Consider the following 20,544-nt stretch of genomic DNA (forward strand, 5'->3'; position numbering starts at 1 on the left):
CCGGCACACTCGAGCGGCCAACTCGTCATCAAGGGCAGCAACGGCTGACTGCACAGATCGGCGCTCGTCGGCCACGAACGGCTCCTTCGGTGTGTGAAAACGACATCTACCTACTCTCAGCCGGGTAGGTTTAACAAGCAGCGGTTCAAGGTAAAACGGTGCTGACGCATCAAAATATTGATTTCAGACATCAATAGGCACATCATAGGTGTCAATTGTCAGAGACTGCGCAAGATAAGCGATGTTTCAGTCGTGATCACCGCCGCTCAGATGCGGGCCGCCCGGGCCCTTCTCGGTATCGACCAGCGCCAACTGGCCGAATTGGCGGGAATTTCTGTCCCGACAATTCAACGCATGGAAGCGAGCGCCGATGTCGTGCGCGGCAATGTCGACTCCCTAATGCGTTTGCTGGCCGCGTTGGAAAGCGCTGGTGTCGAGGTGATCAACGAGGGGGCTGCCAGCACGGATGGTGGGCGAGGCGTCAGGCTCAGGGCGAAACTCAAGTCATCCGAGAGCGAAGCGACCGAACCATCAAGACCCTTTCCCGCAGCGAGGGATGATCCGTGACATCGGTTTGCGTCCTGTTGTCATGTGTCGCGGCGCTGCTTGGGACAGCTGTGCTCGCCGTATCGATCGCCCGTTCGGCTTCGTCCACGCCTGTCATCTACGGTGCAAGCCTGGTTTTCTCCGCCATCGCTTTCGTTATTGCGCTCGCCTATTTGGCCACAGCTCTCCCTGCCGCCGAAGCGTCGGCGCTTGTCCTTCCTCTCGGCCTGCCATGGCTCGGAAGCCATTTCCGGATCGATGCGCTTGCGGCCTTGTTCCTTGTGATCGTCAACCTCGGCGGCGCGCTCTCCAGCCTCTACGGTCTCGGCTACGGCCGTCACGAACACGCGCCGCATCGGGTGCTGCCGTTCTTTCCGGCTTTCCTCGCCGGCATGAACCTTGTGATCATGGCCGATGATGCCTTCACCTTCCTCATTTCCTGGGAGTTCATGTCGCTCGCGTCCTGGGCGATGGTGATGGCCCATCATCGCGACGCCGGCAACCGCAAGGCCGGCTATCTCTATATCGTCATGGCGAGCTTCGGCACGCTCGCGCTCCTGCTTGCCTTCGGGCTGCTTGCCGGGGCTGACGGAAACTATGGTTTTGCCGCCATGCGGATGTCCGACCCTACGCCGTTCACGGCTGGTCTCGTGCTCATCCTGCTGCTGCTCGGCGCCGGTTCCAAGGCCGGCCTCGTCCCGTTGCATGTCTGGCTGCCGCTGGCACATCCGGCTGCGCCGAGCCATGTTTCGGCACTGATGAGCGGCGTCATGACCAAGGTCGCCGTCTATGCGTTCATCCGCGTGATTTTCGACCTGATCGGCGCGCCGACATGGTGGTCGGGCGTCATCGTCCTTGTGCTCGGCGGCGGCACGGCTGTGCTGGGCATCCTGCATGCGATGATGGAGAGGGACCTCAAACGTCTGCTTGCCTATAGTACGATCGAGAATATCGGCGTGATCTTCGTAGGCCTCGGCCTGGCGCTCGCCTTCAAGGCGAACGCCATGGATCTGGCGGCCGCACTGGCGCTGACGGCCGCGCTGTTTCACGCTCTCAATCATTCCTTCTTCAAGAGCCTGCTCTTCTTCGGCGCCGGCGCGGTACTGACGGCAACGGGCGAGCGGGACATGGACAAGCTGGGCGGCCTTATCCACCGCATGCCGGTCACCAGCTTCCTTTTCCTCATCGGCTGCGTCGCGATCTCCGCCCTGCCGCCGTTCAACGGCTTCGTTTCCGAATGGCTGGCATTCCAGGCGATCCTGCAAAGCCCTGCTTTGCCGCAATGGGGCCTGAAAATCCTGGTGCCGGCGGTGGGCGGGCTACTCGCCTTGTCGGCGGCACTGGCTGGCGCCTGTTTCGTCAAGGCATTCGGCATCACGTTCCTCGGCCGTCCCCGAACCGTCGTCGCCGAACAGGCGCTGGAGGTCGACCGCTTCTCTCATGCGGCAATGTCCGTATTGGCAGCGCTCTGCCTTCTCGCCGGCATCCTGCCGGGAATCATCATCGACGGCCTTGCACCGGTGACACTGTCGCTGATCGGTGACCGGATGCCGGTGCAGACGGATATTCCGTGGCTGTCGATCGTGCCGGTCGCCGAAAGCCGCAGTTCCTATAACGGCCTGCTGGTCTTCCTGTTCACCCTGCTTTCGGCGTCGCTGACGGCCTATCTCATCCACCGTTTCGCTTCGCGGCGGCTCCGCCGGGCGCCCGCCTGGGATTGCGGCTTCCCCGAGGTCAATCCGATGACGCAATATGGCGGCGGCAGCTTCGCCCAGCCCGTCCGGCGCGTTTTCGGAACGCTGATCTTCCGGGCGCGCGAGCGGGTCGACATGCCGGCGCCCGGCAATGTCCGTCCGGCACATTTTGCCGTCGAGACACATGATCTGATCTGGGAAGGGCTTTACCTGCCGATCGCAGGCGCGGTCGGATTTGTGGCCGAAAAGCTCAACCACCTGCAGTTTCTCACGATCCGGCGTTATCTGAGCCTGGTCTTCCTCGCGCTCGTCTTCCTGCTTCTGGTGCTGGCGCTATGGTCTTGATCACAGCTCTTCTCGTCCAGGCATTCCAGATKGCGCTCGTCGTGCTGCTTGCGCCGCTGCTGACAGGCTTCATACGTCTCATCAAGGCGCGGTTGCTGCGTCGGCGGGGGCCTTCCGTGATCCAGCCATACCGTGACCTGCTGAGGCTTCTGCGCAAGGAGGTGGTGCTCGCCGAAAATGCCTCCTGGCTGTTCAGGGTGACGCCCTATCTGATCTTCGCCGTCACGTGGGTCGCAGCCGCCATCATCCCCACCTTCGCCACCGGCCTCATCTTCAGCTGGACCGCGGACCTGATCGCCATCGTCGCGCTACTCGGCAGTGCCCGCTTCTTCCTGACACTCGCCGGCATGGATGTCGGCACCAGCTTCGGCGGCATCGGATCGAGCCGCGAGGTTATGATCGCGACGCTCGCCGAGCCTTCGATGCTGCTTATCATCTTCACCCTCGCCCTCATCGCCGGTTCGACCCAGCTTTCGTCCATCGCCGCTTTCATGGCCTCATCGCAGGTGGGCCTGCGTGTTTCCCTGGCGATCGCCCTGATCGCCTTGGTCATGGTCGCGATCGCCGAAAATGCCCGTATTCCGGTCGATAACCCTGCGACCCATCTGGAGCTCACCATGGTGCATGAAGCCATGGTGCTCGAATATTCCGGGCGCCATCTAGCGATGATCGAGCTCGCGGCATCGCTCAAGCTGTTGCTCTACATCTCGCTGATCGCCTGCATTTTTGGGCCGTGGAAACTGGCCGTCCTGGGCGCCGGCCCTGCCGTCTATCTGGCCGGCCTGCTCGCCTACCTCGCCAAGCTTGCGGCCGGCGGAGCGCTGCTTGCGCTGTTTGAAACCGCAACGGCCAAGATGCGGGTGTTCCGCGTGCCGGAATTCCTTGGCGCGGCACTCATGCTCGCGCTGCTCGCCACCCTCCTGCGGTTCGTCTCGAGGAGCCTTTGATGGACGGGCCGGTCTTCGACATCGCCCATATGTTCGCCGGCGGCCTGGTGCTGGTCAGCATGATGATGCTCTATCAGGACCGTCTTTACGCGCTGCTCAACGTCTTCGCCCTGCACTCGCTGATACTGACGCTATCAGTGGCCTGGCAGGCCTTCATCCAGGATGCGCCGCATCTTTATCTAACGGCAGCAATCGCCCTCGTCTTCAAGGCGATCGTCATTCCCGTCGTGCTCCACCGCATGATCCGCCAGCTCGGCATCCACCGCGAGATCGAGACGGTCGTCGGCATCGGCCCGACCATGCTCGCCGGGATCGGACTGGTCGCCCTGGCGACGGCGGTAATGCTGCGGGTGACGCCGGAGGCGGATCCGCTGGCGCGGGAGGATCTCGCCTTCGCCCTCTCGGTGCTGTTGCTCGGGCTTTTGATCATGGTCACCCGCCGCAATGCCGTCAGCCAGGTCGTCGGCTTCATGTCGCTGGAAAACGGGCTGGTGCTTGCCGCAACCGGAGCCAAGGGCATGCCGCTGGTGGTCGAGATCAGTGTCGCCTTCTCGATCCTCATCGCCTTCATCGTCATCGGCGTTTTCCTGTTCCGCATCCGCGAGCGGTTCGACACCGTCGATGTCCGCGCGCTCGATGATTTCAAGGGAAGGAGGCGAAAATGAACGTTTTCTCCCCTGTCCTGGCCTTCGATGCTGTAACGGCCGTCCTCTTGATACCGATTGCGGCGGCGGCCCTTCTGGCGCTCCTGCCCGGCTACCGGATGACAGCGCGACTGAACGTCCTTGCAAGCCTGCTGACCCTGCTTGCCGCCCTTTGCCTGTTCGTGACCGATCGCCCGGCACCCGGACAATATCTCCTCGTCGACGATCTCAACATCGTCTTCATCGTCCTCAACACCTTCGTCGGCTTCACCACCAGCGTTTTCAGCGCCAGCTACATCGCCCACGAGCTGGAGACCGGGCGGCTGACACCGGCAAACATCCGCTTCTACCACGCCATGTATCAGATCATGATGTTCGGTATGAATCTCGCATTCGTGTCGAACAATATCGGCCTGATGTGGGTTGCCGTCGAACTTGCAACGCTGACCACCGTGCTGATGGTCGGCCTTTACCGCACGCATGACGCGCTCGAAGCTGCCTGGAAATATTTCATACTGGGAAGCGTCGGCATCGCCTTCGCGCTCTTCGGCACCATTCTGGTCTATCTGGCGGCGCAGCCGGTGGTGGGCGAAGGTTACGACGCCATGGTCTGGACCATCCTGATCGACCATGCCGCCGCCTTCGATCCGGCGCTCCTCAACGTTGCCTTCATCTTTCTGCTGCTCGGCTACGGCACCAAGGTCGGTCTCGCACCGCTGCATGCCTGGCTGCCGGACGCCCACGCCGAAGGGCCGACGCCGATCTCGGCGGTCCTTTCCGGCCTGCTCCTGAATGTCGCGCTCTATGCCGTGCTGCGCTTCAAGATGCTGCTGTCGGCCAGTCCCGAGGCGCTCGCTCCCGGGCCGCTGATGATGACGATGGGCCTCGCCTCGCTGATCTTCGCCGCCTTCATGCTTTACCGTCGCCGCGACATCAAGCGCCTGTTCGCCTATTCCTCGATCGAGCACATGGGTATCATCGTCTTTGCCTTCGGTCTGGGCGGGCCGATCGCCAATTTCGCCGGGCTGCTGCATATGGTCATGCATTCGCTGACCAAATCGGCGATCTTCTTTGCCGTCGGCCATATCGCCCAGATCAAAGGAACGCAGAGGCTCTCCGCCATCCGCGGCCTGAGCGAAACGCATCCGGGACTTGGCTGGGGCCTGCTCACGGGCGTCATCGCTATCGCCGGCCTGCCACCGGCGGGGATATTCATGAGCGAGTTCCTGATCGTCAGCTCGACCTTCGCCAAGCAGCCGTTGCTTGCCATTCCGCTGGTCTTCGGATTGCTGATCGCTTTCGGCGCCCTACTGCTCAGACTGACAGGGGCCGTCTTCGGCCAGCCGCGCGGCAGCACGGCGCCGGCCCAGGCGTCCTACCTGCCGATGTATGCCCATCTCGCGCTGGTGCTTGTCGCCGGCGTCTATCTGCCGCCGCCGCTGGTCGCCTGGTTCCAGCATATCGCCAACCTTCTTCGATGATGCGGGGGAAAAGATGTCGGCGCTAAGCGATCTGATTGAGAATGGGGGTGCGGTTCAACATCATGCGCCGTGGCCGCGGGCGGTCGTCGATCCGGCGGTATGGGAATCGGCGACACTAGAGCTCGCGAAAGGGCGGTTGACCTTGCTCGGCCTTTGGGGAGAGAAGCACGCCGTGCACATGGCTCTCCTCGATGAATCCGCCGGCTCGATCGCGGTCATCAGCCTTGAAGGGCTGGCGGATGGATATCCCTCCGTTGCGCGGCATCATCCACCCGCGCTGCGGCTGGAGCGGGCAATCCGCGACCTTACCGGATTGGAGCCGCAGGATCTGCCGGATATCCGTCCATGGCTCGATCATGGACGCTGGGATCTGCGCCACCCGCTCGGCAAGCAGGCGGCAACCCTGGCCGAGCCTGAGCCCTACACCTTCCTGCGTGCGGAGGGTGATGGTCTGCATCAGATCCCGGTCGGCCCGGTGCATGCCGGCATCATCGAGCCCGGGCATTTTCGATTCACGGCCAACGGCGAAACGGTCGTCCGTCTCGAAGAACGTCTCGGATATGTCCACAAGGGGATCGAGGCGCTGATGGTCGGCAGGGATCTGCTCCGCGGAGCACAGCTCGCTGGGCGGACGTCCGGCGACAGCACGGTCGCCTATGCCTATGCTTTTGCTCAGGCGGCGGAAGCAGCGGCCGGACTTGTTGTCCCGCCCCGCGCGGTATGGCTGCGGGCCCTGATGGCCGAACTGGAGCGGCTCGCCAACCATCTCGGCGATATTGGCGCCATCTGCAACGACGCCGCGTTTCCGTTGATGCTGGCCCATTGCGGCGTGCTGCGCGAACGTGTGCTTCGCGCGTCCGATATCGCCTTTGGCCACCGGTTGATGCGCGATCGTATCCTCCCCGGCGCCGTTGCGGTCAACCTCGGCGATGATGGACGCGCCATCTTGAAGGCTCTGCTTGATGAAATCCACCGAAAATTGCCGGCCTTGGTGGAACTCTATGACAACACGGCCTCGCTTCAGGACCGAATGGTCGGGACCGGCAGGCTGCGAGGCGAACTTGCCCGCCAATATGGTGCCGGCGGTTATGTCGGGCGGGCCTCCGGGCGCGGTTTCGACGCACGGGATGCCCTACGTTACCCGCCCTATGACCAGCTTTCATTCGAGGTTCCGGTGCTGAACGAGGGCGATGTCAACGCCCGCGTCTGGGTCCGCATTCGCGAAGTCGAGCAGAGCCTATCCTTGCTGGGCCAGATCCTCGACCGGTTGCCGGATGGTCCGATCGTGAAGGATATTCCGTTCATCAATGAAAGCCGGGAAGGCATGGCGCTCGTCGAAGGCTTTCGCGGCGATGTGCTGGTCTGGCTGCGGCTGACTCGGGAAGGCGGGATCGAACGCTGCCATTTGCGCGATCCATCCTGGTTTCAGTGGCCACTGCTGGAGGCAGCGATCGAGGGCAATATCGTTGCGGACTTCCCGCTCTGCAACAAGTCGTTCAACTGTTCCTATTCCGGTCACGATCTCTGAAGGCAGCCCATCATGCGCAAGCTCCTCTTCGAAAGTCTTATACGGCCGCCACTGACAGAGCCGAGACCGCCGGTTTCCGACGCTGCGATGACAGAACTCGCCGCCGCCATCGAAAGGAGCGCGCGCCGACGGCTTGGACGCAGCCTGTCGATCCGCGCCGTCGATGCAGGGTCCTGCAACGGCTGCGAGCTCGAAATGCACGCCCTCAGCAACGCTTTCTACGATATCGAGCGCTTCGGTCTTCGTTTCGTCGCCTCGCCGCGGCATGCCGATGTGCTGCTGGTGACCGGCCCGGTGACCAGCAACATGGCGCAGGCACTCGAACGGACGTACATTGCCACGCCCGACCCCAAATGGGTCGTTGCCCTCGGCGACTGTGGTCGCGATGGAGGCTGCTTCGCAGGCAGCTATGCCGTCTTCGGCGGGGTCTCGAAGGTCGTGCCCGTCGATCTGCATATTCCAGGATGTCCCCCTTCACCGGTGGATATCCTCAAGGGTCTGCTCGGGCTGCTTGAAAATGTGAACGAGGAGGGCCGCGTTTCGTGACGGGCATTTTTGATGGTTCGACTTCTGCAGGCTGGAATCATTGCATTCACCAAACTGACCGCGTCAGCAGTGAGGCTACTCGCGACCATCTGGCACTGGATCGTGCCACCGATACCACCGCCGCGCCGGCAGCATAAAACTGCGCAGGGCGGCCATCGGGCGGATCCCCCTACATGCATGGCAATGGATGCTGTCGAGAAGGTGTTTGTTCGGGATTTCAAGTGGTCTTTTCGCAGGCTGCCCTATTCGAGGGCCGGCATCGATGCACGAGCCGAGATTCTTGATAGCGGTCGGCCAACTGGAAAGTTCCTGCCCCTTCAAATCAGATCGATACCATCATGGGCGGAAGACGGTGGCGATTACGTCCATCGTTGCGAACACAATCGCGTCAATTACTGGGCGAAGCACTTGTTGCCGGTCTGTATCGTCATCGTCGATGCCCACAGCGGGATGATGCGATGGCAAAGAGCCGACAAGGGGAGCCGGACGGAAACCGAGTCGGGGTGGGAGGTGGTTGTTCCGGCAGCCAACGTGTTGGACGCAAACGCCAGGCTCTGTTTTGACGACGCCGTTGCCTCCGATCAGGAGTCGCTGATGCGCTCTGCCTTTGCTCTTGATCGAGAGCTCATGGAGGAGGTTCAAGATCGAACAACTTTTTTTGTTTGGGACGAGTGGGGTGATACAACGGCGATCTTTTCCAACCTGCAGATCTATATCGGCGAAGGGGAGGGGGATGAGCGGGATATTCGGATCGACTATCATCTTCGGGCAAACAATCTGCATGACGTCATGACCAGGCTCTTCCCCTGGGCGACCTACTCCTACGCCGCGCCTATCAAGGAATATTCCGAAGAGGTTGCCGTGCATGTTCTCGAGGTCGAACTTCGACCCGAAGCAGAGGCCTACCTCGAGGCCGAAGACTTTCTGGTGGCGGGCTATCCCGATGAAGAGGAGCCGCGCGCCCCGGAATCCGAGGGTTATGTCACCGCGCAAGAAGAAGAGGCGTTCTGGCGGAGCCGGGGTGTTTCTCGCGGACATCGTGATCAAGACGTATGACGATACCGCGCAGATTGCGGATTTGGGGATCAAAGAGGCGGCAGGCACAACGCTGCCTCCTTGAATGAAAGAACAGAAGAGTTGTTTCTGGTTCGAGTGCAATTGGAGAGGCCGCCTGGATGTTGAAAGGCTTATCCTCTTGATGCCCGTGCTGTAGTGAGACAAGCCAACGGCTAGTGCTTGATCATCATCGGCAACGTGGCATGCGACAACAGGTAACGGGTGACGCGGCCGAGCAGCAGCTCCAGGAAATATCCGTGTTTGAAGGCGCCGATCAGCAGGCAGGTGGCCTTTTCGGCTTTCGCGAAATCGAGGATAGTTTCGCCGACAGAGCGGTTGCCTGAGTTGATCGCGATAACGTCGCCGTCAAGCCCGAGTTGCTTGAGCAGTTCCCGCGCTGTGAACTGATAACTCCCGTCGGGTTTATCATTGACGCAGAGAACGGTAACGCGATCGGCCGCGGTCAGCCAGCGTCTCGCTGCGACGACGGCGCGCTGCGCATGATCGTGCGGCTTCCAGCCAATCACGACATGGCCCAGGAGGTTGCCGGCATATTGGCCGGGTGGCGGCACCAACACCAGCTTGTGTTCGTTGAAAAGGATGTCGTGGAATGCGTCACGGGCATCCATGTTGCCATGGCATGGGGCAACGACAAGCGCCGTCTCATGACATTCGGTCGTCACGCAACGATCGAGATCGCCGCGGCAATCGTCCAGGAGCAGGCTCATTCGGCCGGGCCTTTCCTGCTTCCAATCCTCGAAAGCCCGCGTCACCCGTTCGAGTCGCTCACGTGGCGAGCCTTCATCGTGCTCTCTCAGCATCTGCAGGTCGATCTCCTCGGCGGCGGCGATCATCTTTTCGGGGTCCGCACCCACATGAGCGGCGGCCATGGTGCCATCGATGGCACCTGCGGCATATTCGGCGATATCAAGGCAAAGCCGGGCGGTAGCCGGATCGGGCAGCAATGCGAGAACTTCGGCGTGGACGGTTACATCGCGTATATGCTCAGCGACGATGACGCCGGCCTGTTGCGGCGGTTCTTGCGGGTTGCCATTCGACAGCGCATTGTTCATGTCGGACCTCCTTCCACGATGCGCTCCAGCATCGCTCCTGGTCCAGAAAACATTATTTTACTCCCGCGTCGCATGGCTCGCAACGCCGGCGGCGGCGCGGGATTGTTCAAGGTCAGCCGGGCAACTGCTGCGCACCTCCGGCCGACGTCGCGAAAATGACTTTATAGAGATCTTCGCCAAAGCTCGTGCGCAACGGCGCGCCCTCGATGAGCTTGAAACTCCGGCTTCCGTCGTCCCGACGGTTATCAACCTCCTCGGGTGTGAGGAGTTTGACCATCGAGCAGCACGCGGGTCGCCACGTTTCCATGCCATCAAAGCGCGGATCAAGGTTTCTCCATCAATGCGATCGGTGTAGTCGCCCCAACCAGAAGCCATCAAGTCCGGCCTCATTGATCACCACCAGCGGATAAAGGCTACTTTTGCGCCTCCGTGCCTTTTGGCGAAGGGTGGCAAAACACGAAATAAGCCGGCGATATCGCCTCCGGTCACCGTATGACGGGACAGCTTCTCGCTTCCAGGCGACATAGCTGTCACGCGCCATGTCGATTTGCTCAATTCCAACGAGACGAAAATTGCGCCAAGATCGACGGCGGTAGTGGTCTGTGCTTGAGTTTGATCTGCTGTGATCGGGATGATTGGCCTACCGGGAGTTTTCTAGCGACCACACTCTGCCACTGTGCAGGCTGCTACTCGCCCCTGATGGGATCTCAAGGCGGCCATGTGTGCTCAGGCCTGGGAACGTCGCCCGCTCTTAAGTGGCTTGATTGAAATGCCATCGGGCAGCGGTGCGTCGGATAACGGCCTGCGTCGAAAAATCCCCCTTCGCCGATGCGCCGCTCTGTCGCCTGGCTCCAGCCTGGGCGGTCAACCGCCGGGTTCACGTCGGCCGATCCACGGGATCACCAACGGCGCCGCTTCCGATCTCGGCCACTGCCTTGTCCAGCGCGTGCTTGCGGCGGCCCGTGATGTATACGCGGGCGCCTTCGGTAGCAAAGAGCTTGGCGGTCGTGTGGCCTGCGAAGAACCCGCTTCACTGCACCTCGTTGACATAGCGGTGGTTGGCGGTGGTTGCCCGATGCGCTGAAATCAAAACCGGTACAGCCATCTGGTCATAGGCCACTTCGTCGATCGTTAGGACCGCTGCTGGCCGGCTCAGGTCCAGCCAATGGGCATCGCACTCGGCCGCAAGGTCGGCACCGATCTGCTCGCGTATGGCCGAGATGCGGATCCCATAATTTTCCAGCAGATGCAGGTAGAAGAGCTGAGGGATTTCCTCCGGTCTTTCCGGGAAGTCCGGAACCCGCTCGCGGGAAAGCGTCAGCGTCTCGTGCATGATCGGGCGTTCGTCGACGTAACGCACACGGTGGAAGGTAACGATCGGCGATCCTTCGTCGATCTGAAGTTTTCGCGCATCGGCTGCGGAAGCAACGCTCCTGTCGAGCGAAGTCACCTTCGTGACCGACTTGCTGAGCGAACCATCCAGCCCGTGCAGTCGAAAATATTGAAAAAACAGTCGCAGGCTGTGCTGCGGCTTGCGGCCGGTCACGACTGTGCCGGTCTTGCGACGGCGGCTGAGAAGGCCGTCATTGGTAAGATCCATCAGCGCCCGCCGGATGGTGCCGACGGCCACGCCGTAGGTTTGCGACAGCGCCACTTCGCTCGGCAGAACCGAACCCGGTTCCAGTTTGCCGAGCATGATCGCTTCGGTGATCTGTCGTTTGACCACTTCATAGAGCGGCAACGACAATTCCGTCAGCTTGATCACTCCTGATGAATTGTTGGGCAGTTCCGGCAATGATTTGCTTCTTCTTTGGAGTTGACTCAGGGTCTCGATCTACGCAGTATTACTATATAGTTTATATAAAAGCGCAAGCTGGGAGGCTGGCGCGACGGGTATCGAGGGCACTGCCATGAACATGCCGCAGCCAGCTTCTTCGCAACAGATCCTTGGACCTGCCATGGCAGCGATTGAGCGGGATGTCGAGGTTGCTGTCGATGATCTGGCCCGGATGATCGAAGTTGACACCTCATTCCCACCGGGACTGGGCTACGACGCTTTTGCCGATCTGATGGCCGAACTGCTTTCGCCCTTGGGGTTTGAATTCGAGCGGGTCGTCGTGCCGCGTGATCTTTGGTACGTGGCCGGTGGACCGGCATCCGGCGAGCGGACCAACCTCATTGCCACCCGCGATACGGGAAAGCCCGTCTGCGGTCTTTATTATCATGTCGACACGGTCCCGGCCGCGCCTGGCTGGGCACGCGATCCGCTGAAGTTGACGGTCGAGCGCGAGGATCTGTTCGGGCTCGGCGCAGGGGACATGAAGGGCACGATCGCAGCCACCCTGCTGGCGTTGCGGGCTGCCAAAAAATGCGGCCTGCCTCTGTATTACGATCCGATGCTGCTCCTCTGCACCGACGAGGAAGGGGGGTTATATCCCGGCATTCGCTATCTGGCGGAGCAGGGCATGTTGAAAGGTCATATCCTCAATTTCAACGGCTCCGCGGCGCCGCGTATCTGGGCGGGCTGCTTCGGCGTCTTCCATCTGCAGGTGACGATTAGGGGGCGCGCCGTTCATGCGGGGGAAGGCAATCGCACCGGCGCCGGCATCAATGCTATCGAAGGTGCTTTGCCCTTGCTCAATGCCTTGATGGCATTGAAGCCGGACGTGGCCAGCCGGGCATCCGCACTGACGCCGCCGCCGCACGCGTCAGGTCCGCTGCGACCGCAGCTTTTGATTTCGGCAGTAAATGGCGGCACCGCCGGCGGACAGGTACCGGCGGAGATCAAGATTCTCGTGAGCCGGCGTTACGCTCCGGAAGAAAGCTATGAGGATGCGCTCGCCGAGATCGAAAGCCTGATCCGCGACAGCGTTGCCGGCACAGGGCTGGGGCTCGAAATGGCCCTTGTCGGACACCTCATCCCGACGAATGATCCGGAAGGTCCACATTGGCCACGCTGGCAAAAGGCGCTGTCGCTGGGCTTCGGCTACAAGCCGGAAGACTTTCAGAAATGGGGCGCCGCAAGCTGCTCCGATTTTGGCTACGTGCAGAAGTCCGGTTTTGCACAGGAGGTGCTGCTGGGCGGCCTCGGCCGCCCGGAAAGCTGCATCCACAGTCCTGAAGAGCATACCACCCGCCGGGACATCATCGCCCTGGCGAAAAGCATACTGGCCTATCTCGCGGCGGACTTTGCCGCCGACTCCATTCCTGAAAACCGCGCCTGAACCATAAGGGAACCGAAAAATGCTGGAAATCAAACGTCGCGTCTTCCTCGCCGGCACCGCCGCCGTCTTTGCTGCACCGGTGCTGGGCCTGGCGCAGTCCGCAAAGCCGGCCAAGGGGGGTACGCTGCGCATCTCGGTCGATCAAGCAGCAAGCGTCATCCATCCGCTCCTGACGCGCGTCAACCCGGAATACCTGGTCACCGAACTTCTCTACAGCAACCTGACGCGGCTGAAGGTCGACATGTCGGTTGAGTCGGATCTGGCCGAGAGCTGGAGCGCAAACGAAGCGTTGACCGAATGGACCTTCAAGCTGCGCAAGGGCGTCGCTTTCCATGACGGTTCCGCCTTCACCGCCAAGGATGTCGTCGCCACCTTCAAGGCGATCCTCGATCCGGCAACGGCATCGCCCGGCCGCAACAATGTCGGCCCGATCGCCGATATCGTCGCTGTCGATGATTCGACCGTGCTGTTCAAGCTGTCGGGCGCCTATGCCGACCTTCCGGTCGCCATGGCCTATACCAACGCCCGCATCATCCCGGCATCGATCGCCACCGGCGATCTGAAGAGCCTGTCCAGCAAGGCTGTCGGCACCGGTCCGTTCAAGCTCGTGTCCTACGAGCCGGACCGCCTGATCGTCGTCGAGCGCAACCCGACCTACTACGATCCGGCCCGTCCCTATGTCGACCGTATCGAAGTGCAGGTGTTCCCGGATACCTCGGCGGAAAGCTCCGCGCTGCTCGCCGGCGATATCGACATCGTCTCGACCATCCAGCCGCCGGAATTCATGCGCGTCGATGGCAATGACGGCATCACCACGCTGCGCACGCCGTCCGGCCAGTTCTGCAACATCAACTTCGGTTGCGACACGGCACCGTTCAACGATGCCCGCGTGCGCCGGGCGATTGCGCTCACCGTCGATCGCGAAGCCATGGTCGGTTTCGTCACCGAAGGTTTCGGCACCATCGGCAACGACACGCCGCTCAACCCGTCCTACCGTTTCTTCAAGGATGTCAAGCAGCGCGAGAAGAACATCGAGGAAGCCAAGAAGCTGCTGACGGAAGCAGGTTTCCCTAAGGGCCTCGAAGCAACGCTGGTCGCCTCCGACCGTCCGGCCGTGCGCACCCAGCTCGCCGTGGCGCTGAAGGAGATGGCCAAGGAGGCCGGCATCACCATCAACGTGCAGACCATGCCGCACGCGACCTATCTCGACCAGGTCTGGAAGAAGGGCAGCTTCTATGTCGGCTTCTACAACATGCAGCCGACCCCGGATGGCATCTTCAAGTTGCTCTACACGTCGGACGCCTCCTGGAATGAGACGCGCTGGAACAACAAGGCTTTCGATGCTCTGGTCGCAGAAGCCCGCGGCACGATCGATGCGGAGAAGCGCACCGCCCTCTACACGAAGGCGCAGGAAATCATGAACGACGAAGTGCCCTCAATCATTCCGTCCTTCTTCGACGTGCTGGCTGCGAAGCGCAGCTGGGTCGAAGGGTTCGAAGCGCATCCGCGCGCCTCGGTTTTCCGTCTCGACTACGCCTCGTTGACCGACAAGGCGCCCAAGCGCGGCTGATCCGTCAATATCGCCGGGCGCCTGATATGGCGTCCGGCCCTCTTGTCCCAAGGAACATGCTCCTGTCTCCGAACTACATAGCCAAGCGGCTGGTGATGATCGTCTACACGCTGTTAGTCGTATCGCTCATCGTCTTCGCCATCACTCAGATCCTGCCGGCCGATGCTGCAGTCATGATGCTGGGCGAGAACGCCACACAGAATGCGCTCGACGCGCTGCGCCAGACCATGGGTCTGGACCAGCCGGTCTGGCAGCAATATCTCACTTGGATCTGGCATGTCCTGCAGGGCGACCTCGGCACCTCGCTGCGCACCGGTCAGCCCGTCGGCCCGGTTATGTTCGAAGCGCTTGGCCGCTCGCTTCTGCTAACAGTGCTTTCCATCGGCCTGATGCTGGTGCTTGCGATTCCGCTCGGCATCATCGCCGCGGTCCGCCGCGGCAAGATTGCTGATATGGTCGTCAGTCTGATCTCCTATGCCGGTGTCGCTCTGCCGGAATTCGTGACGGCGACAATCGCCGTTCTCGTCTTTGCCGACTGGATGAAGTGGTTGCCGCCGACCGGCTACGTGCCGCTGACGGAAAATTTCCCCGATGGCCTCGCCCATCTCGTGCTGCCGGTCTGCGTCATCTCGATCATCCTGATAGCCCACGTTTCGCGCATGGTGCGCTCCGAACTCGTCGATGTGCTGGATACCGACTATATCCGCGCCGCCCGGCTGAAGGGTATGTCGCGCGGACATGTGCTGCGCCGTCATGCGCTGCGCAATGCGCTTTTGCCGACCATCACCATCGTAGCGCTCGACGTCGGTTATCTGCTCGGCGGCGTCATCGTGGTGGAGGAAATCTTCGCCATTCCCGGTATCGGCCGCCAGCTGATCGTCGCCATCCAGGCGCGCGACCTGCCGGCCATCCAGGCCGGGGTGCTGATCATGGCCGCCACCTATTCAATCGTCAATTTCATTGCCGACATCCTCTATGCCTGGCTCGACAAGAGGATCCAGTATGACTGAGTTCTTGAAACGTCTCCCGAAGACGCCGCAGGGCGCCATAGGTCTGTTCCTCGTCGCGCTTGTGTTGCTGATCGTCGTGTTCGGCCCGCTGGTCGCCCCGCATGATCCGGAAGCGATCTCACCGCTCGCCCGCTACAAAAGCCCAAGTGCCGCTTATTGGCTCGGCACCGACCAGTATGGCCGCGACATCTTCAGCCGCCTCCTGATCGGCGCCCGCGCAACGGTCGTCATGGCGGTTCTCGCCACCATCGGCGGCACGCTGGTCGGCGCTCTGGTTGGCACCGCGTCCGCCTTTTTCGGCGGACGTGCCGACGAGTTCATCATGCGCACCATCGATGCCGTGATGTCGATCCCGAGCCTCCTGTTTGCGCTTCTGGTTGTGAACCTGCTCGGTTCCAGCACCGTCAACGCGCTGGTGGCAGTCGCCATCGCCTTTGCTCCGGGCATGGCCCGCATTACCCGCAGCGTGGCGCTTTCGGTTCGCAAGCAGGACTATGTCAACGCGGCGATCGCCCGTGGCGAAAGCTCGGGTTACATCATCCGTCGCGAAATGCTGCCCAACGTGATTGCGCCGATCATCGTCGAGATGACCATCCGCGTGTCGTTTGCCGTGATGCTGTTTGCGACGCTCAGCTTCCTCGGTCTCGGTGCCCAGCCGCCGGCTGCCGAATGGGGCCTGATGGTCTCGGAGGCGCGCCGTTACATGCATCTCTCCGCCGGCATCCTGATCTGGCCGAGTGCTGCGATCGCCATCGTCGCCGTCGGCTTCAATCTTCTGGGCGACGGTCTTCGCGATGCCCTCAATCCGCGAACCTGAGGCCATCACCATGACGACAAAACCAGAAACTCCGGTTCTCGCGATCGAAAATTACTCATTGGATTATGACACGGCCTCCGGCGTCTTCCATGCGCTCAAGAACATCGACATCTCCGTCCACCGAGGCGAGATCCTCGGCCTGGTCGGTGAATCCGGTTCCGGCAAGACCTCGCTTGCCTGGTCGATCATGCGCTATCTGCCCAAGAACGCCCGCGAACCGGGCGGCCGCATACTGCTGAGCGGCGAGAACCTGCTCGAAAAGACCGATGCCCAGATCGAGACCTTTCGCGGCCGGCGCATCAGCATGGTGTTCCAGGATCCGAGCACGTCGCTCAACCCGACCCTGTCGCTCGGCACCCAGCTCGCCGAGGTGCTGGTCCGTCACCGCGGGCTGACACGGCAGCAGGCCTGGAAGGAAGGCGAGGCGATGCTGGACCGCGTCGGTCTGAAGGCACCGGCCGCGATGATGAACCGCATGCCGCACGAGGCATCGGGCGGCGAGAAGCAGCGCGTCGTCATCGCATCGGCGTTCGCGTGCAATCCCGAATGCATCATCTTCGACGAACCGACGACGGCGCTCGACGTCATCACCTCATGCCAGATCCTCGACCTGTTCGTGGAACTGCAGGCCGAGACGGGCGTCGCCTCGCTCTACATTTCCCACGATCTAGCGCTGGTATCGCGCACGGCCAGCCGCGTCGCGGTCATCCGTCGCGGCGAAATCGTCGAGCAGGGCGCGGTGCGCGATATCTTTGCCAATCCGAAGCAGGATTATACGCGCGAACTGATCGCGGCGGTTCCCGATCCGGCCCGCAGGCTGGTCGGCGACATCGTCGTTGAAACCGACAAGCCGCTGGTGCGTGTCGAAAACGTCAGCGTCCATTATGGCCGCAAGCCGCTTCTGGCAGCGCTGACCGGCCGCGCCACTGAACGCGTTGCCGGCAACAATGCCATCAGCCTTAGCATCAATCCGGGGGAAATTCTCGGCGTCGTTGGCGAATCCGGCTCCGGTAAATCGACCCTGGCGAAGGCGATGACCGGTCTCAACCGCTTCGAGGGCAAGATCTGGTTCGACGGTCGCGAGATCAGGAACCTTGGCGACATGGACAATGCCTATCGCAAGGACGTGCAGATCATCTTCCAGCATCCCGACGCCTCGCTCAATCCCCGCCAGAAGATCAGCGAGATCCTGTCGCGGCCGCTAAAGCTGTTCGGGGACGCGTCTCATCTCGACCAGAAGGTCGGCGACATGCTGGAGCAGGTGCGCCTGCCGCGCACCCATGCCCAGCGGTATCCGCATCAGCTGTCGGGTGGCGAGAAACAGCGCGTGGCGATCGCCCGTGCGTTTGCTTCCAAGCCGAAATTGGTGATCTGCGACGAGATCACTTCCGCGCTCGATGTATCGGTGCAGGCGTCCATCGTCCAACTGCTCCTGGAGCTGCAGAAGGCCAGTGGCACCGCCTACCTGTTCATTACCCACGACCTCAACCTTATCCGCCAGATCGCCCACCGGATCGCGGTGATGTATCGCGGCAATCTCGTCGAGATCGCACCGGCCGCAGACATCGATAGCCGGGATCGGGCCGAGTATACCCGCCGCCTGATCGAGGCGGTGCCGCGGGCGGCCGGCCAATACCTATGACAATGCATCAAGGAGTATGACGATGGACCCGAAATCCCTAGTGGATCGGATCGACGAAAAGGCCTGCCTCGATTTCCTATCGAAGATGGTCCAGCACAAGAGCCATTCGGAAACCGATGGCGAGCGTGACCTTGCGCGCTACATGGCCGGCGAACTGGAAAAGATCGGGGTCGAAGCCGAACTGCAGCCATTCGACGAAGGCCGCCGCTTCAACACGATCGGACGCCTCAGGGGCACCGGCGGCGGCAAGAGCCTGCTGTTCAACGGCCATCTCGACACCAATCCGGTCACCGAAGGCTGGACGGTCGATCCTTATGCCGGCCTCGTCGATGACAAGTTCATCTACGGTATCGGCGTGTCGAACATGAAGGCCGGCGATTCTGCCTATTTCTGCGCGGTCAAGACGCTGCTCGATGCCGGCGTCAATCTCAAGGGTGACGTTATCCTGACCTTCGTGGTCGGCGAACTGCAGGGCGGTGTCGGCACGCTTGCGGCGATCAGACACGGCGTCAAGGCGGACTATTTTATCAACAGCGAACCGAGCGATCTCGTCGCCGTCACCATGCATGCGGCAGCTCTCAGCTATGTCATCGAACTGACCGGCGACACGCGCCATCTCTCCAAGCGCGAGGAATCCGTCGATGCGATCGCCGCGGCTTGCGACATCATCCCGCGCATCAACGCCATGACCTTCAGCGGCGCCAGGAGCGACGTGCACCGGTCGATCAACCGCGGCCATGTCGGCGTCGTCCATGGTGCTCTCGGGCGCAGTCTCGAAGAATGGCGTCCGCCGCAGGTCGCAGATTTCGTCCGCCTCAAGGGCTCGTGCCGTTATGCGCCGGGGCAGACGCAGGAGGGCGTGCTGGCCGATCTCGAAAAGGAACTGGCGGCCCTCGAAGGCCGCTTCCCCGGCCTCAAGGCAAAGCTGGTTCCGGAATTGATCGAGGGTCGCCCGCTGATGCCGCCCTTCGAGGTCTCGCCGACATCGCGCATCGTCAAATCCATCAACGCGGCCTATGAAGCCGTGCGCGGCGAAAAACAGCCGACCGGCGCGATCACGCCGACCCGCTTCTACGGTACTGATGCCGGCCATCTCTACAAGGAACTCGGCATGGAAGGTATCGTCTGTGGCCCCGGCGGCCGTTACAACACCATGCCAGACGAGCGTGTCGACATCGTCGACTATCTCGACATGATCCGCGTCTACATGCTGACCATCCTCGATATCTGCGAGGTTGCATGACCATGTTCTCCCGGGCGGAATTTGATCGCCGTATCGCATGCGCCCGGGATGCCATGGCATCGGCCGGCGTCGATCTGCTGCTCGTCGATAGCGGCGAGCTGCTGGCTTGGCTGACCGGCTACACCGTCTCCGAAACCATGTACCGGGCCGCCTTTTTGCCGCGCGAGGGTGACGCCTGGTTTGCGCTGCGGGCGCTGGACGAGGCGCCGTGCCGGGAAAAGAGCTGGATTTCCGACGTGGTCGGCTTCGCCGATACCGACGAAGCGCAAGCGGCCGTCGCGGCAAGCATCCGCGAGCGCCGATTTGCCGGTGCGCGCATCGGCCTCGATACCAATTCCTACAGCATGAGTGCTGCGACGTTCATGCGGCTTTCGGTGCTGCTACCGAATGCGAGCTTCATTCCCATGCCGGGGCTCAGCGACAGCCTGCGCTGGGTCAAGTCGGAGGAGGAGATTGCCATCCTTCGCCAAGCATCTCCAATCGCCGACAAGGCGATGCTGGAGGTTGCAAGGCAGGCTCGTCCGGGAATGACCACTCGCGATGCTGCGGCAATCGCCTCGCAGGTCTTCCTGCGTGAAGGTGCTGATACCGGGGAAGTGGGCTCCGTCGTCAAGGCCACCGGCAGCCACGAGTTTCTGCACGGTGCGTTTAAGACCGAAACGATCACGGAAGGCGACGTCCTGCATGTCGAACTCATTCCGCGCGTCAGAAACTACGGCGCGCGGATGATGCGGCCAATCGTCGTGGGTACTCCCTCCGCGGAACTTACCGCTACGGCCGGAAAGCTGGTTGAGCTGCAGGATCGGCAGATTATGGCGATGAAGCCGGGCGCCATAGCGCGAGACGTTGATGCGATTATGCGCCGAGGTGCCCTCGACACGGGCCTGCGACCGACCTACGAAAACGTCACCGCCTATACCCTCGGCCTTTATACCCGCACGCCGCGCACCAGCGACTTTTCGAGGGTTTTCCTGCCGACATCCAACTGGGTTCTGGAGGAGAGGATGGTGTTTCACCTTTATGCTACAGCTCGAGGCCTGGGCTTCAGCGAAACGGTGGTCGTCGATAAAGAGGGAGGCACTCGGCTGACGAAAACGCCAAGATTGGTTTTAGCGCCCAACCCAGATGGCCGTTGGTAAAAAGGTGGATCGATCACCGGCTGTGCGTCTGCTCCGGAA

Annotated in this window: 17 protein-coding genes and 3 pseudogenes; 15 read left to right on the forward strand and 5 right to left on the reverse strand. The window is 61.6% G+C overall.

From position 1 onward, the window contains the following. Nucleotides 1–177: 177 nt before the first annotated feature. From AC1ECN_RS06860 to AC1ECN_RS06895, 8 genes are read left to right on the forward strand one after another with little or no spacing between them, the layout of a single operon-like run. Complete coding sequence (locus AC1ECN_RS06860; RefSeq protein WP_477952573.1) at nucleotides 178–567, forward strand: helix-turn-helix domain-containing protein; 390 nt, start codon at nucleotides 178–180, stop codon at nucleotides 565–567. Next, a complete protein-coding gene (gene hyfB / locus AC1ECN_RS06865) occupies nucleotides 564–2,585 on the forward strand; it encodes a hydrogenase 4 subunit B (RefSeq protein ID WP_477952575.1) in 2,022 nt (673 codons plus the stop codon). The genes AC1ECN_RS06860 and hyfB overlap by 4 nt, the downstream gene beginning before the upstream one ends. After that, nucleotides 2,576–3,532: a respiratory chain complex I subunit 1 family protein gene (locus AC1ECN_RS06870; RefSeq protein ID WP_477952577.1), complete on the forward strand. Its 957-nt coding sequence runs from the start codon at nucleotides 2,576–2,578 to the stop codon at nucleotides 3,530–3,532. The genes hyfB and AC1ECN_RS06870 overlap by 10 nt, the downstream gene beginning before the upstream one ends. Next, a complete protein-coding gene (locus tag AC1ECN_RS06875; protein WP_026238625.1) occupies nucleotides 3,532–4,197 on the forward strand; it encodes a hydrogenase-4 component E in 666 nt (221 codons plus the stop codon). The genes AC1ECN_RS06870 and AC1ECN_RS06875 overlap by 1 nt, the downstream gene beginning before the upstream one ends. Beyond that, nucleotides 4,194–5,657: a hydrogenase 4 subunit F gene (locus tag AC1ECN_RS06880; protein ID WP_130674468.1), complete on the forward strand. Its 1,464-nt coding sequence runs from the start codon at nucleotides 4,194–4,196 to the stop codon at nucleotides 5,655–5,657. The genes AC1ECN_RS06875 and AC1ECN_RS06880 overlap by 4 nt, the downstream gene beginning before the upstream one ends. 13 nt (nucleotides 5,658–5,670) lie before the next feature. Further along, nucleotides 5,671–7,185, forward strand: coding sequence for a hydrogenase large subunit (locus AC1ECN_RS06885; RefSeq protein WP_130674467.1), 1,515 nt, complete (start codon nucleotides 5,671–5,673; stop codon nucleotides 7,183–7,185). Between the two features lie 12 nt (nucleotides 7,186–7,197). After that, a complete protein-coding gene (locus tag AC1ECN_RS06890; protein ID WP_018494998.1) occupies nucleotides 7,198–7,731 on the forward strand; it encodes an NADH-quinone oxidoreductase subunit B family protein in 534 nt (177 codons plus the stop codon). A gap of 12 nt (nucleotides 7,732–7,743) precedes the next feature. After that, entirely contained in the window at nucleotides 7,744–8,787 is a 1,044-nt protein-coding gene (locus AC1ECN_RS06895) for a DUF4365 domain-containing protein (protein ID WP_130674466.1), read from the forward strand. A 173-nt stretch (nucleotides 8,788–8,960) separates the two neighbouring features. Here AC1ECN_RS06895 and AC1ECN_RS06900 read toward each other — a convergent pair whose 3' ends face one another. The 5 genes and pseudogenes from AC1ECN_RS06900 to AC1ECN_RS06920 all read right to left on the reverse strand — a co-directional run bounded on the left by AC1ECN_RS06900 (nucleotide 8,961) and on the right by AC1ECN_RS06920 (nucleotide 11,655). After that, nucleotides 8,961–9,860 (reverse strand): universal stress protein, encoded by a 900-nt coding sequence (locus AC1ECN_RS06900; RefSeq protein WP_130674465.1) that lies wholly within the window; start codon nucleotides 9,858–9,860, stop codon nucleotides 8,961–8,963. A 235-nt stretch (nucleotides 9,861–10,095) separates the two neighbouring features. Next, nucleotides 10,096–10,493: pseudogene (locus AC1ECN_RS06905) on the reverse strand (IS110 family transposase); the annotation flags it as partial. Nucleotides 10,494–10,648: 155 nt separating this feature from the next. Continuing rightward, nucleotides 10,649–10,747: pseudogene (locus tag AC1ECN_RS06910) on the reverse strand (protein-methionine-sulfoxide reductase catalytic subunit MsrP); the annotation flags it as partial. Between the two features lie 2 nt (nucleotides 10,748–10,749). Further along, nucleotides 10,750–10,875 (reverse strand): annotated as a pseudogene (locus AC1ECN_RS06915) (oxidoreductase); the annotation flags it as partial. Between the two features lie 15 nt (nucleotides 10,876–10,890). After that, a complete protein-coding gene (locus AC1ECN_RS06920; protein ID WP_032997563.1) occupies nucleotides 10,891–11,655 on the reverse strand; it encodes a GntR family transcriptional regulator in 765 nt (254 codons plus the stop codon). 115 nt (nucleotides 11,656–11,770) lie between these two features. Here AC1ECN_RS06920 and AC1ECN_RS06925 point away from each other — a divergent pair, with 115 nt between their 5' ends. The 7 genes from AC1ECN_RS06925 (at nucleotide 11,771) to AC1ECN_RS06955 (ending at nucleotide 20,505) form a co-directional block, all read left to right on the forward strand. Continuing rightward, the gene (locus tag AC1ECN_RS06925; RefSeq protein ID WP_477952579.1) at nucleotides 11,771–13,084 is read left to right on the forward strand and encodes a M20 family metallopeptidase; all 1,314 of its coding nucleotides are present in this window, start codon (nucleotides 11,771–11,773) and stop codon (nucleotides 13,082–13,084) included. Between the two features lie 19 nt (nucleotides 13,085–13,103). Further along, the gene (locus tag AC1ECN_RS06930; protein WP_130674463.1) at nucleotides 13,104–14,654 is read left to right on the forward strand and encodes an ABC transporter substrate-binding protein; all 1,551 of its coding nucleotides are present in this window, start codon (nucleotides 13,104–13,106) and stop codon (nucleotides 14,652–14,654) included. Between the two features lie 62 nt (nucleotides 14,655–14,716). Then, complete coding sequence (locus AC1ECN_RS06935) at nucleotides 14,717–15,664, forward strand: ABC transporter permease (protein WP_130674525.1); 948 nt, start codon at nucleotides 14,717–14,719, stop codon at nucleotides 15,662–15,664. Further along, the gene (locus AC1ECN_RS06940; RefSeq protein WP_130674462.1) at nucleotides 15,657–16,481 is read left to right on the forward strand and encodes an ABC transporter permease; all 825 of its coding nucleotides are present in this window, start codon (nucleotides 15,657–15,659) and stop codon (nucleotides 16,479–16,481) included. Before AC1ECN_RS06935 ends, AC1ECN_RS06940 begins: the two co-directional genes overlap by 8 nt. Before the next feature lie 10 nt (nucleotides 16,482–16,491). Further along, on the forward strand, nucleotides 16,492–18,123 hold the full coding sequence (locus tag AC1ECN_RS06945) for a dipeptide ABC transporter ATP-binding protein (RefSeq protein WP_130674461.1): 1,632 nt from the start codon (nucleotides 16,492–16,494) through the stop codon (nucleotides 18,121–18,123). Nucleotides 18,124–18,145: 22 nt separating this feature from the next. Further along, on the forward strand, nucleotides 18,146–19,366 hold the full coding sequence (locus AC1ECN_RS06950; protein WP_130674460.1) for a M20 family metallopeptidase: 1,221 nt from the start codon (nucleotides 18,146–18,148) through the stop codon (nucleotides 19,364–19,366). Next, nucleotides 19,363–20,505 carry a M24 family metallopeptidase gene (locus tag AC1ECN_RS06955; protein ID WP_245488719.1) on the forward strand — a complete coding sequence of 381 codons (1,143 nt, stop codon included), beginning with the start codon at nucleotides 19,363–19,365 and terminating at the stop codon, nucleotides 20,503–20,505. The genes AC1ECN_RS06950 and AC1ECN_RS06955 overlap by 4 nt, the downstream gene beginning before the upstream one ends. Nucleotides 20,506–20,544 lie beyond the last annotated feature (39 nt).

Source organism: Rhizobium sp. 01N447_2, assembly GCF_056399245.1.